Below are 14,399 nucleotides of genomic sequence, written 5' to 3' on the forward strand. Positions count from 1 at the left end.
CGGTGCCTCATGGCCGCGGGCGGGTCCAGGGAGGACGGACACGCCCGCGGGGATCGTGGTCCGGCACGGGCCGGGGCCTGCGCGCGACGCCGCGGACGGGGGCCGGGCGCGGTGCCGGAGGAGGGAAGGCGAGGGGCCCGGCTACCGCAGGGCGGCCGCCTCGGCGGCCAGCTTCTCGATCCGGGCGTAGTCGCCCGAGGCGAGCGCGTCGGCCGGGGTGAGCCAGGTGCCCCCGACGCAGCCGACGTTCGGCAGCGCCAGGTAGGCCGGGGCGGTGTCGGGCTTGATGCCGCCCGTCGGGCAGAACCTGACCTGCGGCAGCGGGCCGCCGAGCGCCTTGAGGTACGGCAGGCCTCCGGCCGCCTCGGCGGGGAAGAACTTCATCTCGCTCACCCCCCGGTCGGCCAGCGCCATGACCTCCGAGGCGGTCGCCACGCCCGGCAGGAACGGCACCCCGCTCGACTCCATGGCGTCGACCAGCCCGGGGGTGGTCCCCGGGCTGACCAGGAACCGGGAACCGGCCGCGACGGCGGCGGCCACGTCGGCCGCGCCGCGGATCGTGCCCGCGCCGATCACCGCGTCGGGGACCTCGGCGGCGATGCGCGCGATCGCCTCCAGGGCCGCGTCGGTGCGCAGGGTGACCTCGATGACCGGCAGGCCGCCCGCCACCAGGGCGCGCGCCAGGGGGACGGCGGTCTCCACGTCGTCGATGACGACGACCGGGACGACCGGGGCGATGTCCAGCAGGCTCATGCGTACTCCATGTCTGACAGGCGTTGGTCCAGCCACGCCGCCGCGCCGACCAGGGCGGGCTGGGGGGCCACGATCAGCGTCGTGGCGATGCCGGAGAGGTAGTCGTTCAGGGTGGGGGTCGCCTCGAACCGGCGGCGGAAGTCGCTGGAGCGGACCCGCTCCACGATACGCGGCAGCACCCCGCCGCCCAGATAGACGCCGCCCCTGGCGCCCAGGGTCAGGGCGACGTTCCCGGCGAAAGTGCCGAGCATCGCGCAGAAGACCTCGACGGTCTCGGCGCAGAGCGTGTCGTCCATCCGGGCGACGATCTCGGCGGCCGGCAGCCTGGGCGCGTCCGTGCCGTGGACCAGCGCCAGCCCCCGGTGCAGCCGCGACAGGCCGGGGCCGGACAGCAGGTGCTCGGCGACCACGTGGTCCAGGCCGTCGGCCCGCAGCGCGCGGACGATCTCGTGGTCCCGCTCGTCCAGGACCGGGGCGGTGACGTGCCCGCCCTCCCCGGGGATCGGCACCCAGCCGCCGGCGGAGGGCACCAGGCCGCCCACGCCGAGTCCCGTCCCGGGGCCCAGCACCGCCTTGACGCCGTCACCGGGATCCGGGCCGCCCAGAGCGGCCAGGTCCTCACCGTCCAGGTGCGGCAGGGACATGGCCAGGGCCTCGAAGTCGTTGAGCAACCAGGCGTCGGGGATGCCCAGGTCGCGTACCGACCCCGTCCATCCGGCGTTGGTGAGCCGGTAACGGTCCCCCTCCACGGGCCCCGCGATCGCGACGCACGCGGCTCCCGGCCGAACTCCGCCCGCATGATCTGCGAGATAGGCGGCTACGGCTCCGGGTAGGCCGTCGTGTTCCGCGCCCGCGAGCACGGCCACCGCCTCGGGACGGCCACCGGGTTCGGTGACCAGCCCGAAGCGGGCGTTGGTGCCGCCGATGTCGGCGACGAGCCAGGGGAGGGTCATGAGGTCGCGTCCGGGACGGTCGCGAGACGGGCGGCCTCCAGGGCCGCCGATGCCTCGGCGCGGCCGTTCAGGGCGAAGACGCTCGCGCCGCGGTCGGCCGGTCCGGCGGCGCGGCGGAAGGCGCCGAACAGCTCGCGGCCGGTGCCGACCCAGCGGGCGTCGCTGAGCGGGGCACCCAGCAACGGCCGGGCGGCCAGCTCCTCGGCGGGCACCAGCAGCTCCAGGGTGCCCGCGGCGGCGTCGAGGCGGATCGGGTCGCCGTCCAGCACCCGCGCGATCGGGCCGCCGTCGGCGGCCTCGGGCGAGAGGTGGATGGCGGCCGGGACCTTGCCGGACGCGCCGGACATGCGGCCGTCGGTGACGATCGCCACCCGCTGCCCACGGTCCAGCAGCACCGCCATCGGCGGGGTGAGCTTGTGCAGCTCGGGCATGCCGTTGGCGCTGGGTCCCTGGTAGCGGATGACCGCCACGAAGTCCTGCCCGTCCAGCTCGCCCGCGTCGAAGGCGCGCAGCAGCTCCAGCTGGTCGTCGAAGACCTTGGCCGGGGCCTCGATGACCAGGTGCTCGTCCTTGACCGCGGAGACCTTGGTGACCGCGCGGCCGAGGTTGCCGTCGAGCATGTGGATGCCGCCGTCGGCGGAGAACGCGTCGGCGACCGGCCGCAGCACGTCCGGGTCGGTGCTGCCCTCGGTGCGCTCCTGCCAGACCGGTTCGCCGTCCTTCAGCTCCACGGCCGAGCGGTAGTGGTCCAGCCCGCGGCCGGCGATCGTCAGCACGTCGCCGTGCAGCAGCCCGGCGTCCAGCAGCTCGCCGATGAGGACCTGCATCCCGCCCGCGGCCTGGAAGTGGTTCACGTCGGCCTGGCCGTTGGGGTACATCCGGGTCAGCAGCGGCACGACCTTCGACAGGGCGGCCAGGTCGTCCCAGAGCAGCTCGATGCCGGCCGCGGCGGCGATGGCGACGATGTGCATGGTGTGGTTGGTGGAGCCGCCGGTGGCCAGCAGCGCCACGCAGGCGTTGACGATCGCCTTCTCGTCGACGACCTCGCCGACCGGGGTGTACTCGTCGCCGTGCGCGGTCAGCTCGACCGCCCGCCTGCCCGCCGCCCGGGTCAGGGCCTCGCGCAGCTCGGTGCGCGGGTTGACGAACGTGGCGCCCGGCAGGTGCAGGCCCATGACCTCGATCATGACCTGGTTGGAGTTGGCGGTGCCGTAGAAGGTGCAGGTGCCGGGGGAGTGGTAGGACTTCGCCTCGGCGTCGAGCAGCTCGTCCTTGCCGACCTTGCCCTCGGCGAACAGCTGCCGGGTGCGGGCCTTGACCTTGTTGGGCAGGCCGGAGGTCATCGGCCCGGCCGGCACGAACACCGCGGGCAGGTGGCCGAAGTGCAGGGCGCCGATCAGCAGGCCGGGGACGATCTTGTCGCAGACGCCGAGCAGGAGGGAGGCGTCGAACATGTCGTGCGAGAGCGCGATCGCGGTGGACATCGCGATCACCTCGCGGCTGTAGAGCGACAGCTCCATGCCGGCCCGGCCCTGGGTGATGCCGTCGCACATCGCGGGCACGCCGCCGGCGAACTGCGCGACGCCGCCCGCCCTGCGCACGGCGTCCTTGAGGATCGCCGGGTAGGTCTCGTACGGCTGGTGCGCCGAGAGCATGTCGTTGTAGCTGGACACGATCGCCACGCCCGGCTTGACGTTCGCCCGCAGGTCCCGCTTGTCGGCCTCGCCGACCCCGGCGAAGCCGTGGGCCAGGTTGGCGCATCCCAGGCTCGCCCTGGCCGGTCCGCGGCGGCGGGCCGCCTCGGCCTCGGCGTGCAGCCTGGTCAGGTACGCGGTGCGGCTGGGGCGGCTGCGCTCGGTCAGGCGGCCGGTGACCTCCTGGATCACGGGATGCATCCGATGTCCTCCGTCGCGGTCGTGATGATCGTGTCGGCCGTCGTCCGGGCCTGCGGCCGGGTCCGGCCGTTCCGGTCGGCCGGAGACGATCCGGTCTGCGGGTCGCGGGGTCTCGGACATGGGGCGGGCTCTCCACGGTGATCTACCGGAATCTGGATAGATCGGACAGTAGTCAGACCTTGCGCTCTCCGCAAGCGGAGTTTTGTCATTTGAGATAAGAAAGTGCGAAGGTTTCATTTACTAAGTGGGTGTGATTCACTTGGCCGATGCCTCGAAGTCCCGCCGCCGCGCTGGCCACCAGCGGTGAGGTGCTGCGCCTCATCCGCTCCGGAGAGGCCGTCACGCGCTCCGACATCGGGCGTGTCACCGGCCTGTCCCGGCCCGCCGTGTCCCTGCGCGTGACCGAGCTGATCGAGCGGAACCTCGTGGTGGAGGACAGCGAGGGCCCCTCCACCGGGGGCCGCCCGCCGACCCGCCTGGTCTTCAACGCCTCCGGCGGGGTCGTGCTGGTCGGCTCCCTGGGGGCCAGCCGCGCCCAGATCGCGGTCTGCGACCTCGGCGGCCGGGTGCTGGCCAGGGCCGGGCTCGCGGTGGACGTGGAGGAGGGGCCGGACGTCGTCCTCCCCCTGGTCATGGCGACCTGGAGCGAGCTGCTCGACGGCCTTCCCGGCACGCCGGTCCGCGGCGTCGGCCTGGGCGTCCCGGCCACCGTGGAGTTCGCGGCCGGCCGCACCGAGAGCACCCGGATCATGGCGAGCTGGACCGGCGTGGCCATCCCGCCGATCATCGCCGAGCGCTTCCCCGTCCCGGTCTTCCTGGACAACGACGTGAACGTCATCGCGATCGGCGAGCACCGCGAGGTCTACGCGGGCCAGGCCGACGACCTGCTGTTCATCAAGGTCTCCACCCGGATCGGCTCCGGGGTCATCGCCGGGGGCGAGATCCTGCGCGGGGCGCTGGGCGCCGCCGGGGAGATCGGGCACATCCCCGTCCGCGACGGCGGGGGAGTGCTCTGCCGCTGCGGCAACGTCGACTGCGTCGACTCGGTCGCCAGCGGCACCGCGATCCTGCGCGACCTGCGCGCCCTGGGGTACGAGGTCAAGACCCTCGACGACGTGGTCGGCCTGGTCCGGGCGGGGGACGCGCAGACCATGACCGTGGTGCGCAACGCCGCCCGGATGCTCGGGGAGGTCGTCGCCAGCGCGGTCAACCTGCTCAACCCCTCCGTGGTCGTCCTGGGCGGCGACGTGGCCGAGACCTTCCAGCCGCTGGTGTCGGGGGTCCGCGAGGTGGTCCACCGCCGCTCGACCGCCCTGGCCACCCGCAACCTGCGCATCGAGCGCAGCCGTCTCGGCCCGGAGGCCGGGATCGCCGGATGCGCCCACATGGTCCTGGACCACATCCTGTCCCCCGAGGCCGTCGACGCGGCCTGGCGTCGGACGGCGGCCCGGCCGGTCCGCTCCCTGGCCTGAGCCCCGCCGCGGGCCCGGCCGGACACGGGCCACGAGGAGCCGGCGCCGGTACGCGTCCGGCCGGACACGGGCCACCAGGAGCCGGTACGCGACCGGCCGGGCATGGACCACGACGGGCCGGCGCAGGTCCGGGCGGGGTCGCGGGCGGGCCGGGACGAGCCGGTGCGGGCCGGTGCGGGCCGGCGCGGGTGCGATCAGACGCGGGCCAGGACGAGGGTGAAGTCGCCGGTCGGGTCGGTGTAGTGACGCTCCACCCGGAACCCGGCGTTCATGAGCTCCCGCCGCAGCCCGCCCAGGCGGAACTTCGCGCTGACCTCGGTGCGCATCTCCTCCCCGGCCGCGAAGGAGACCCACAGGTCCAGGGCGGGGATCGGCACGCGCATGGCGCGGCTCGCGCGCAGCCGCATCTCGATCCACTCCCGGCGCTCGTCGTAGAGCGCGACGTGCTCGAAGGCCTCCGGCTCGAAGCGGGCGCCCAACTCCCTGTTGATCACCCGCAGGACGTTCCGGTTGAAGGCCGCGGTCACCCCCGCGGCGTCGTCGTACGCCGCGACCAGCCGCCCGGGGTCCTTGACCAGGTCGGCGCCGAGCAGGAAGGTGTCACCCGGGCAGAGCGTGGCGCGCAGCTCCTTGAGGAACACCTCGCGCGCCTGGGGGACGAGGTTGCCGACGGTGCCGCCGAGGAAGGCCACCAGGCGCCGTCCGGTCCGGGGCAGCAGGGGCAGGTGCGCCTCGAAGTCGGCGCAGATCGCCCGCACGGTCAGGCCGCGGTAGCGGGAAGCGAACCGCCGCGCGGCGTCGCCCAGGGTCACCGCGTCGACGTCCACCGGCGTGTAGGCGCGCAGCGTGCCCCTGGCGGAGAGGGCGTCCAGCAGCAGCACGGTCTTCTCGCCGGTCCCCGAGCCGAGCTCGACCAGGGTGTCCGCGCCGCTGCGGACGGCGATGTCGAGGGCGTGCCTGCGCAGGATGGCCAGCTCCCGGCGGGCGGGGTAGTACTCCGGCAGCCGGGTGATCCTGGAGAACAGGTCGCTGCCCGCCTCGTCGTAGAACCACTTGGGCGGCAGCCACTTGGGCGTGGCCGCCATCCCGGCGCGGACGTCGCGGCCCAGGGCCTCGCGCAGGTGCTCGCCGCCGAGATGATCGATCAGTTGTACGGGTGACTGGCTGATGGACACGGTGCCTCCCGGGGCTGTGGGCCACGTCCCGCTCGCGGGCCGGTGGCCGGGTCGTCCGGTCAGAGCGTTCGGTCGCGGTGCTGTGCTGGACCTCCGGTCACGGTGTTCGGGTCACGGTGTTCGGTCATGGCGTCCGGTCCCGGTGTCCGGACGGGGTGCCCGGACGGGGTGCCCGGGTGCGGCCGGTCGTGGTGTCCGGTCCCGGTGTCCGGACGGGGTGCCCGGTCGTGGCGGACGGGTGTGGTGTGCGGTCGTGGTGCGCGGTCACAGGGGCCGGATGCGCACGCCGTCGGGCGAGGCCAGGACGAGGGTCCGTTCGGGCACGGCCCGCCAGCCGGGACGGCCGTCCAGCGGCTCGCTGGCCACCAGCACGCCGTCGCGCGGGTGGTCGCCCAGATGGACGAAGAGCGTGTCCCCCCAGGCGGTCGCGGCCACCGAGACGCCGTCGCAGGCCAGCAGGTTCAGGCGGGCTCCGGGATCCTTCACCCCGGTCCGGGTGACGACCTCGGCCAGGGCCTCGCCGAGCGGTTCGCCCGCGCGCCGTCGCGCGAACACCGCCGCCGCGAGCCAGGCCGAGTCGCACGTGCTCTCCGCGTCGTCGGCCAGCTCCCTGACCACCTCCCGCGCGACGCGCCCGTTGTGGCTGACCAGCCACGGCCCGTCGGCGAAGGGCGGGGTCGCGCTCTCCTCGACCGGCATCCCCGCGGTCGCCGACCGCACGGAGGCCAGCAGGCAGCCCGACCTGGCGGCCCGCGCGATCCCGGGCAGGTTCTCGTCGGTCCAGATGGGGACCGCGCGCCGGTAGCGGACCGGTTCGGCGCGGGCGCCGTCATACCAGCCGACCCCGAAGCCGTCGGCGTTGACCGTGCCGTGACGCTGCAGGAGCGGCGCGTAGGACTGCCGGAGCAGGCCGTGGCGGGGCTCGTGGACCAGCGAGGCGAGGGTGCGCGGGGCGCCCAGCCACGCCGCGTGACGGCACATCTAGCCCTCCTCCGGCCGGGCCGAACGGGCACAGCGGAACCCGGAGAAGATCTGCCTGCGCGCCGGGCGGTCCCAGTTGCGGAACGTCGTGCGGACCACCGCAGGGTCCGACGCCCAGGACCCGCCCCGCAGCACCCGGTGGCGGGAGTCGAAGAAGACCTCGCTGTACTCGGGGTAGGGAAAGCTCCGGAAGCCCGGGTACGGCAGGAACCACGAGCCGGTCCACTCCCACACGTCCCCGATCATCTGCTCGGTCCCGCAGGGAGAGGCCCCGGCGGGAAAGGCGCCGAGCGGCGCGGGCCGGGCCGCCCGGTGGCCGAGGTTCGCCCTGCCGGGCCCGGGGGCGTCGTCCCCCCAGGGATGGAGCAGGGCCCGCTCCGCCTCGGCGTCCCAGCCGCAGGCCCTCTCCCACTCGGCCTCGGTCGGCAGCCTCCGGCCCGCCCACCGGGCGTAGGCGTCGGCCTCGTACCAGCACACGTGCTGGACGGGTTCGTCCATCGGCACGGGCTCGGTCCGCCCGAAGCGGGTACGCCACCACCTGCCGCCGTCCCGTCTCCAGAACAGCGGCGCGAAGGCACGGCTGTGCCGCAGCCAGTGCAGGCCCTCCCCGCTCCACCACCGGGGATCGTCGTAGCCGCCGTCCTCGACGAAGTCGGCGTAGGCCCGGTTGCCCACGGGGAGCCTGTCGATCCAATAGCCGGGCAGCTCGACCCGGTGGGCGGGGCGCTCGTTGTCGTAGGCCCACGGCCGGGTGGCGGTGCCCATCACGAAGGAGCCCGGCGGGACGAACACCTCGGCGGGGCCCGGCGGCCCGGCGGGCGGCAGGTCGCCGTCGCGGACCAGGCCCGCCTGGCCGGACAGCTGCAGGGTCGCCAGCATGGTCTCGTCGTGCTGGTGCTCGTGCTGGATCACCAGGCCGAAGACGAAGCCGTCCCGATGCAGCGGGTCGGGGCCGTGCAGGTCGATCTCGTCCAGGACGTCCAGCACCCGGCCGCGCACGCCCCCGATGTAGTGGCGCGCCTCGCCGGGCCCCAGGACGGGCAGGGACGGGCGGTCGGCGCGCGGGTGCCGGAACGCGTCGTACATGTCATCGATCTCCGGGCGGAGCGGGGCGATACCCCCGGCCTGCCGCAGCACCCACAGCTCCTCGTAGTTGCCGACGTGCGCCAGGTCCCACACCAGCGGTGACATCAGCGGTGAGTGCTGCCTGACCAGCAGGTCGTCCTCGGCGTCGGTGTAGGCGATGGACCGGCTCCGCGCGGCGGTCAGCTCGGCGGCGATCCGTTCCTTGAAGTCGCTCATGGCATACCTCCTGCGCGGGGCCGCGCGGTCCGGGGCCAGGTCCGGGTCCGGGTCCGTGAGGACGTCAGGCCCGCCCCTCCCCGGCCAGCCAGGCCGGGAGGCGTCCTTCCGGCCCTCTCACCAGTTCCAGCAGGTCCACGGCCGGGGACCGGCCCGGGGACACGTGGCGGTCGGCGAAGGCGGCCACGTCCCGGACCAGCTCCGGTGACGCCCCCAGCCGGGGCAGCGCCTCCAGCGCGGCACGGAAACAACCGTCGGCCGCGTCCCTCAGCCGGGGCTCGGCCAGCCCGCGGCGTCCGGCCCGGGGCCACATCCCCGCGACCCCCGCGCACGGCTCGGCGGCGGCCAGTGCCGCGTCGGCCGCGCGGTCGTCGGTCACCAGGGCGTGGGTCACCGCCGCGCACACCTGCCAGCCCGCGGGATCCTGGGCGTCGAGGTAGCGGATCTCCAGCCAGCCGCGCGGCCGTACCGGAGGGAAGAGCGTGGTGGCGTGGTAGGCCAGGTCCTCCAGGGTCGGCGGACGCCGGGACGTGGCCAGCAGGTCACGGAAGGTCGAGCCGTCCCGTACGGTGCGGTAGCGCACGCCGTCCGCGTGGTCGCCGACCCCGCCCGGGAGGTGCCCGCCGTGCCCGTTCGGGCCGCCCCGGTCGTGGTCGCCCCTGCCGTGGACGTCCCGGCTGTGGCCGCCGCCGTCGTGGGCGTCCCGGCCGTGCGCGTCCGGGTCGTGCGCGGCGTTCCCGCGGCGCCGGGCTCCGCCGGGACCGCTCCCGCCGTGGCGCCCGTTCCCGTCGCGCTGCCCGTTCTCCTCGCGTGACCCGTTTCCCCCGCGCGACCCGTTCCTCTCGCGTGACCCGTTCCCGGAGCCGTTCCCGTCCGCTCCCGGAACCTCGCGTTCCGAAGGCTCGCGTACCGCCATCACGCGGGCGTCGAGCAGGTACTCCGCCCAGGCGTCGGCCGGATCACCGGTCGTGGGGACGGCGGCCGTCCGCGTGGGGTCGAGCCGTTCCCACACCGCCTGGCGGCCCGACATCCACCCGCACGGCCTGCTCCCGCTCAGGGGCGAGCAGGCGAAGGCCGCCACCAGGACGGGACCCAGCAGGTGCGCGCGCTCCCAGCGCACCGCGGGGTCCGGGCCCAGGTCCAGGTTGACCTGGATCGACGCGGTCGAGCACATCATCAGCGCCCCGTACGGGGCCCCGAGGAACTCGGCCATGGCCTCGTAGCGGGGCAGGCGCAGCTGCCGCCAGGCCGGTCGCAGCGGGTCGAGCCCCACCCCGGCCAGCACCAGGCCCACCTCCCGCAACGCCTCGCGTACGGCCTCGACGTCGGAGGTGAGACGGGCGATCGCGCCGGGCAGCGGGCCCGGCGGGCCGGAGAGCTCCAGCTGTCCGCCCGGCTCGAAGGTCACCACGCTGCCGCCGGGCAGCGGCGGCAGGGCGTCGGCGATCCTGGCGATCGGGACCTGACGGGCGGGAGCCGTACGGTCGAAGACCAGGAACTCCAGCTCCACCCCCAGCAGGTCGCCGGGTGAGCCGGAGAAGCAGCGCCGCGCGAAGGCCTCCACGTCGGCGACATCCCGGACCAGCGTGTTCTCGGTCGCGAGACCGGTCATCCCCGTCCCCCCTCGCCATTCCCCTACGGCTTCACAGGTATGAGTGATCAGATCCATCCGCCCGGTCTCCGGGGCCGCGCACGGCCTTCGCGGATCCGGCCCGCTCCCGCGGGTTCCCGGTGCCCGCCGTCCGGCCGGGGCGCCCGGAACCCTCATGACGAAAGGTCATGGTCCGATCGCCGAGCGTCACGGTGACGGCGCGGCGTCCCGCTCGGCCCCCGGGCGTGATGACGCCCTTCTCACCGGGGCGCTCCCGGGAGCGACGGTGGTTCTGGGAGAAAAATTCCCCTTCTGACCTGGTTCAACACCTTTTTGGGGACGGGGGATCGGCGCCCGTGCCCGCTCGCCCGGGGCGGGCGGGGGCACGGGACGCCGGGGACGGCGCTCTGGGGACGGCGCTCTGGGGACGGCGCGTCGGGGACGTCAGGGGACGTCAGGGGACCCGGAAGGGGTGCCCGTCCGGGAGGAGGGCCGAGACGACCTCGATGCCGGGCGGCCGGGGCCCGCGAAGACCACCGGCCGGGGACTCGTGCGACCCGAGGGCGTGCCACCCGGGTTCGTGCGGTCCGGGTTCCTGCGGTCCGGGCTCGTGCGGCCCGGGTTCGAGGGGGCCGAGGCCGGACAGGCCGAGGACCGCGCAGGCCAGCCAGTGCTCGCCCGGCCCGCCCGTGCCCGGCCGGGACCCACCGGGCCCGCGCCCGCCCGAGCCGGGCCCGTCCGACCGGTGCCCGTCCGAGCCGTGTTCACCGAAGCCGGGTCCGTGCTCGCCGCGGAGCGTGGGGATGACCGTGCGCGGGACCATGACGTTCGTGCCCGGCAGGGCGTGGACCAGCTCCCCGGTCCTGGCCCCGGTCAGGTCCTCGATCACGCACAGCCCGGCGGGCGAGTCGACCCGGGCGTGGCCGGGGCCCGCGGCGGCATGGCGCGCGGCGGGGTCGCGGTCGACCGCGAACGCCCCCTCGGCCGACAGCAGCCTCCGCCCCGTCCGCAGGCGGTGCACCCGCAGGTGCCAGGGAGGGTGCGGCAGGAGCCAGGTGTCGACCTCCACGTCCGGCCACGGCGACCACCGCGCGTGCAGCAGCCCGTCGCGTACCGAGAAGTCCCGGGGCACCTCGCAGGGCCGCCAGTGCGTCCCGTCGTCGCTCAGCGCCAGCGTGCTGTCGAAGGCCCCCTGCTCCAGGCCCCACGAGCCGCCCGGCACGCTGAACCCGAAGTGCGTCGAGTAGGCGAACTTGGCGTACTTGGCCGCGCCGTGCCGTACCCAGGTGTTGTGCTGGCCCGCGCTCAGCATGACGACCTGGCGCCCCTGCTCGCACCGCATCAGTGCGGCCCCCGCGTGCGGCTGGACGCCGACCTCGGCGAGCGGCCGCGCGGGCTCCTCGGCCGCGGTCCAGAAGGGGTGCTCCGCGGGCAGGGCCAGCGGCAGGGACGCCTTCAGCGCCCAGTACGGGGAACCCGGGGCGTTGTACTGCTCGGCGAGCGTGGGCTGGGCGTAGCCGTACCCCACGGTGAGCAGCCCCGCCGCGTCCAGGATCGGCCGCTCCCGCCAGCGGCGCAGGTGCCGCATCAGGTGGCCCCTGACCTCGCCCCAGGGCAGGGCCTCCACCCCGGCGAAGGCGAGCGCGCCCCAGAAGGCCCCCTGGGCGAACCGGTAGGTCAGGCTCCGGCCGAACGGCACGGCGTCCCCGTCGCGGGTGAACCAGTGCTGGAAGTCCAGCGCGAAGGACGCCGCCCGCTCGCGCAGCCGCTCGGCGCGGCCGGGGTCGTGGTCCCCGGCCAGGGCGGCGTAGACCAGGCCGTAGTAGTGCATCGCGAACGGGACGTAGTAGTCGCGCTGGGCGGTGGGGCCGTCGGAGTACCAGCCGCCGCCCAGCGCGAAGGACTCCAGCCGCTCCAGGTGGGCCCGGACCGGCGCGGGGTCGAAGCGCACCCCGGCCCGGTCCAGGCCGAGCCCCACTAGCACGGGGAAGAAGTGCCAGTTGTTGTCGGCGGGCCGTACCGTCAGCGCGCCGGTCAGCCAGGCCGCCAGACGGTCCCGTTCGCGACCGGTCAGCGGGTCCCAGACCCGCTCGGGCGCGATCGCCAGCGCCAGGCCGATCGCGGCGGTCTCCACCAGCCGCTGGTCGACGTCGGTCACCGGCCCCCAGAACTCCTCGTGCCCGGGGTCGGTCCCGGCGGCGAGCCCGGCGCGCCACAGCTCCCAGTGGCCGAAGGACCCGCCGCCCGCGGCCAGCGGCGCCAGCCCCCACAGCGGCCGGGCGAACGCCTCCAGCTCGGCCGCCGCGTCCGGGTAGTGGGCCGCGTTCACCCCGAGCCGCAGGCGCGCCCGCCCGGGGCTGAGGCGGGGCACCAGCGGCTCGACCAGACCGGTCACCAGCTCGCGCACGTCCTCGCGGTCGCGCGGCGCCCCGCTCCCCGCCCCGGCGGGGATCAACTCTTGAGCCCGGTGAACGCGATCCCCTCCATGATGCGGCGCTGGAAGATCATCAGAACCACGATCACCGGCACGACCGCCAGCGCGGCACCGGCCATCATGTAGTAGGCCCGTCCCGACTCGCCGCTGGCGAGCTGCTGCAGGGCCAGCGGAAGCGTGTAGAGCTCGGGGTCGTTGAGCACCACCAGCGGCCAGATCAGGTCGTTCCAGTGGAAGATGAAGCTGGTGATCGTCACGACCGCCAGCACCGGCTTCGACAGCGGCACGACGATCCGCCAGAAGATCTGCATCCGGCCCGCGCCGTCGATGCGCGCGGCCTCCTCCAGCTCGGTGGGCAGCGACAGGAAGAACTGGCGCAGCAGGAAGATGTCCAGCACCGAGGCCACGTTGGGCACGATCAGGCCCCAGCCGGAGTCGAACATGCCCAGCGACTGGGTGACGTGCAGGCGCGGCACCAGGAGCGTGATCGTGGGGACCATCATGCCGGCGAGCAGCAGGATGAAGATCTTGTCCCGGCCCGGGAAGGGGATGCGGGCGAAGGCGTAGGCGGCCAGCGCGTCCACCAGCAGCTTGGCCGGGACCAGGATCAGGCAGACCCAGACGCTGTTGACGAACGCCTGGCCCATCCCGCCGTACTCCAGGACGTAGGAGTAGTTCTCCAGGGTGGGGGACCACTCACCGGTCCTGCGGTCCAGCGGCAGCAGGCTGGGGACCTTGGTGTAGACGTCCGAGCCGTGCTTGAAGGAGGTCGCCAGCATCCACAGGAACGGGACGACCGACACCGCCGCCAGCAGCACCAGGGCGATGTAGACGGGTGCGAGCCGTGCGTTCCTCGCCGTCTTCACGACGCCTCCTGCCTGACGAACTTGAACTGCAGCGCAGTGATGATCATGATGAAGACGAGCAGGATGAACGACATCGCGCAGGCCGCGCCCATCGCGTCGTAGCGGAACGCGTACAGGTACAGGTGCAGCACGTAGGTCAGGCCCGACTGCTCGGGACCGCCGGTGACGCTCCTGCCGCCACCGCCCGACAGGATCACGTAGACCAGGCCGAACACCTGCAGCGCCGCGATCACCCCGGTGACCAGCAGGTAGAAGGTGGTGGGCCGGAGCATCGGCACGACGACCTTCCAGAACCGCTGGACAGGCCCGGCGCCGTCGATGATGGCGGCCTCGCGGATCGAGCCCGGGATGCCCTTCAGCCCGGCCAGGTAGATGAGCATCGAGATGCCGCACTGCCAGGCCGCGATGAACGCCAGCGCCGGGATGACCAGATCGGGGTTGTTGAGCCAGTTCTGCCCGGGGATGCCGAACAGCTCCAGGAACCCGTTGACCAGCCCGTAGCGGGGGTCGTAGAGCCAGCGCCAGATGACGCCCACCGCGGCCTCGGCCGTCACCACCGGCAGGAACAGCAGCAGCCTGAAGGTGTTGGAGCCGCGGCGGATCACGTTGATCAGCAGGGCCTGGCCCAGGGCGGCGACCAGCGTCAGCGGGACGGCGATCACCGTGTACAGCAGGGTGACCTGGATCGACTTCCAGAAGTGCGGGTACTTCGCGTCGTTGAAGAGCAGGTCGGAGTAGTTGGTCAGGCCCACCCACTCGGCCGCCGACCGCAGGTTCCAGTCGGTGAAGCTGTAGTACAGCGCGGCCAGCGCCGGGTAGAGCATGAAGATCACGAAATAGATCATCGCGGGGGCGATCAGAAGCCACCCGATGACGTGGTCGCGCCGCCCGAGACCCGGGCGGCGGCGACGCCGCCCGGGACCAGGCGTCACGGTGGGCTGGTCGGCCAGCACCGGAGATGCCACGTTCGCCTCTTT

The 14,399-nt window shown here is 74.1% G+C and carries 11 protein-coding genes; 1 reads left to right on the plus strand and 10 read right to left on the minus strand.

Annotation, left to right across the window (positions count from 1 at the left end; genetic code table 11):
• Nucleotides 1-141: 141 nt before the first annotated feature.
• From eda to edd, 3 genes are read right to left on the minus strand one after another with little or no spacing between them, the layout of a single operon-like run.
• Nucleotides 142-753 (minus strand): bifunctional 4-hydroxy-2-oxoglutarate aldolase/2-dehydro-3-deoxy-phosphogluconate aldolase, encoded by a 612-nt coding sequence (gene eda, locus ABD832_RS41480; RefSeq protein WP_344908358.1) that lies wholly within the window; start codon nucleotides 751-753, stop codon nucleotides 142-144.
• The gene (locus tag ABD832_RS41485; protein WP_344908361.1) at nucleotides 750-1,706 is read right to left on the minus strand and encodes a glucokinase; all 957 of its coding nucleotides are present in this window, start codon (nucleotides 1,704-1,706) and stop codon (nucleotides 750-752) included. Before ABD832_RS41485 ends, eda begins: the two co-directional genes overlap by 4 nt.
• Nucleotides 1,703-3,601, minus strand: coding sequence for a phosphogluconate dehydratase (gene edd, locus ABD832_RS41490; RefSeq protein WP_344908364.1), 1,899 nt, complete (start codon nucleotides 3,599-3,601; stop codon nucleotides 1,703-1,705). Before edd ends, ABD832_RS41485 begins: the two co-directional genes overlap by 4 nt.
• 266 nt (nucleotides 3,602-3,867) lie before the next feature.
• On the opposite strand from edd, the gene ABD832_RS41495 reads away from it, so the two are divergent.
• Nucleotides 3,868-5,073, plus strand: coding sequence for an ROK family transcriptional regulator (locus tag ABD832_RS41495; RefSeq protein ID WP_344908368.1), 1,206 nt, complete (start codon nucleotides 3,868-3,870; stop codon nucleotides 5,071-5,073).
• Nucleotides 5,074-5,267: 194 nt separating this feature from the next.
• Here ABD832_RS41495 and egtD read toward each other — a convergent pair whose 3' ends face one another.
• The 7 genes from egtD to ABD832_RS41530 form a co-directional block, all read right to left on the minus strand.
• The gene (gene egtD, locus ABD832_RS41500) at nucleotides 5,268-6,248 is read right to left on the minus strand and encodes an L-histidine N(alpha)-methyltransferase (RefSeq protein WP_344908371.1); all 981 of its coding nucleotides are present in this window, start codon (nucleotides 6,246-6,248) and stop codon (nucleotides 5,268-5,270) included.
• Between the two features lie 264 nt (nucleotides 6,249-6,512).
• Entirely contained in the window at nucleotides 6,513-7,229 is a 717-nt protein-coding gene (gene egtC, locus ABD832_RS41505; RefSeq protein ID WP_344908374.1) for an ergothioneine biosynthesis protein EgtC, read from the minus strand.
• The gene (gene egtB / locus ABD832_RS41510) at nucleotides 7,230-8,531 is read right to left on the minus strand and encodes an ergothioneine biosynthesis protein EgtB (RefSeq protein ID WP_344908377.1); all 1,302 of its coding nucleotides are present in this window, start codon (nucleotides 8,529-8,531) and stop codon (nucleotides 7,230-7,232) included. It abuts the gene before it with no gap.
• A gap of 64 nt (nucleotides 8,532-8,595) precedes the next feature.
• The gene (locus ABD832_RS41515) at nucleotides 8,596-10,143 is read right to left on the minus strand and encodes a glutamate-cysteine ligase family protein (protein ID WP_344908380.1); all 1,548 of its coding nucleotides are present in this window, start codon (nucleotides 10,141-10,143) and stop codon (nucleotides 8,596-8,598) included.
• A gap of 433 nt (nucleotides 10,144-10,576) precedes the next feature.
• On the minus strand, nucleotides 10,577-12,577 hold the full coding sequence (locus ABD832_RS41520; protein WP_344908385.1) for a DUF2264 domain-containing protein: 2,001 nt from the start codon (nucleotides 12,575-12,577) through the stop codon (nucleotides 10,577-10,579).
• Nucleotides 12,574-13,422: a carbohydrate ABC transporter permease gene (locus tag ABD832_RS41525; RefSeq protein ID WP_344908389.1), complete on the minus strand. Its 849-nt coding sequence runs from the start codon at nucleotides 13,420-13,422 to the stop codon at nucleotides 12,574-12,576. The genes ABD832_RS41520 and ABD832_RS41525 overlap by 4 nt, the downstream gene beginning before the upstream one ends.
• The gene (locus ABD832_RS41530) at nucleotides 13,419-14,387 is read right to left on the minus strand and encodes a carbohydrate ABC transporter permease (RefSeq protein WP_344908394.1); all 969 of its coding nucleotides are present in this window, start codon (nucleotides 14,385-14,387) and stop codon (nucleotides 13,419-13,421) included. The genes ABD832_RS41525 and ABD832_RS41530 overlap by 4 nt, the downstream gene beginning before the upstream one ends.
• Nucleotides 14,388-14,399 lie beyond the last annotated feature (12 nt).

The organism is Streptosporangium longisporum, assembly GCF_039534895.1.
Lineage (GTDB): Bacteria > Actinomycetota > Actinomycetes > Streptosporangiales > Streptosporangiaceae > Streptosporangium > Streptosporangium longisporum.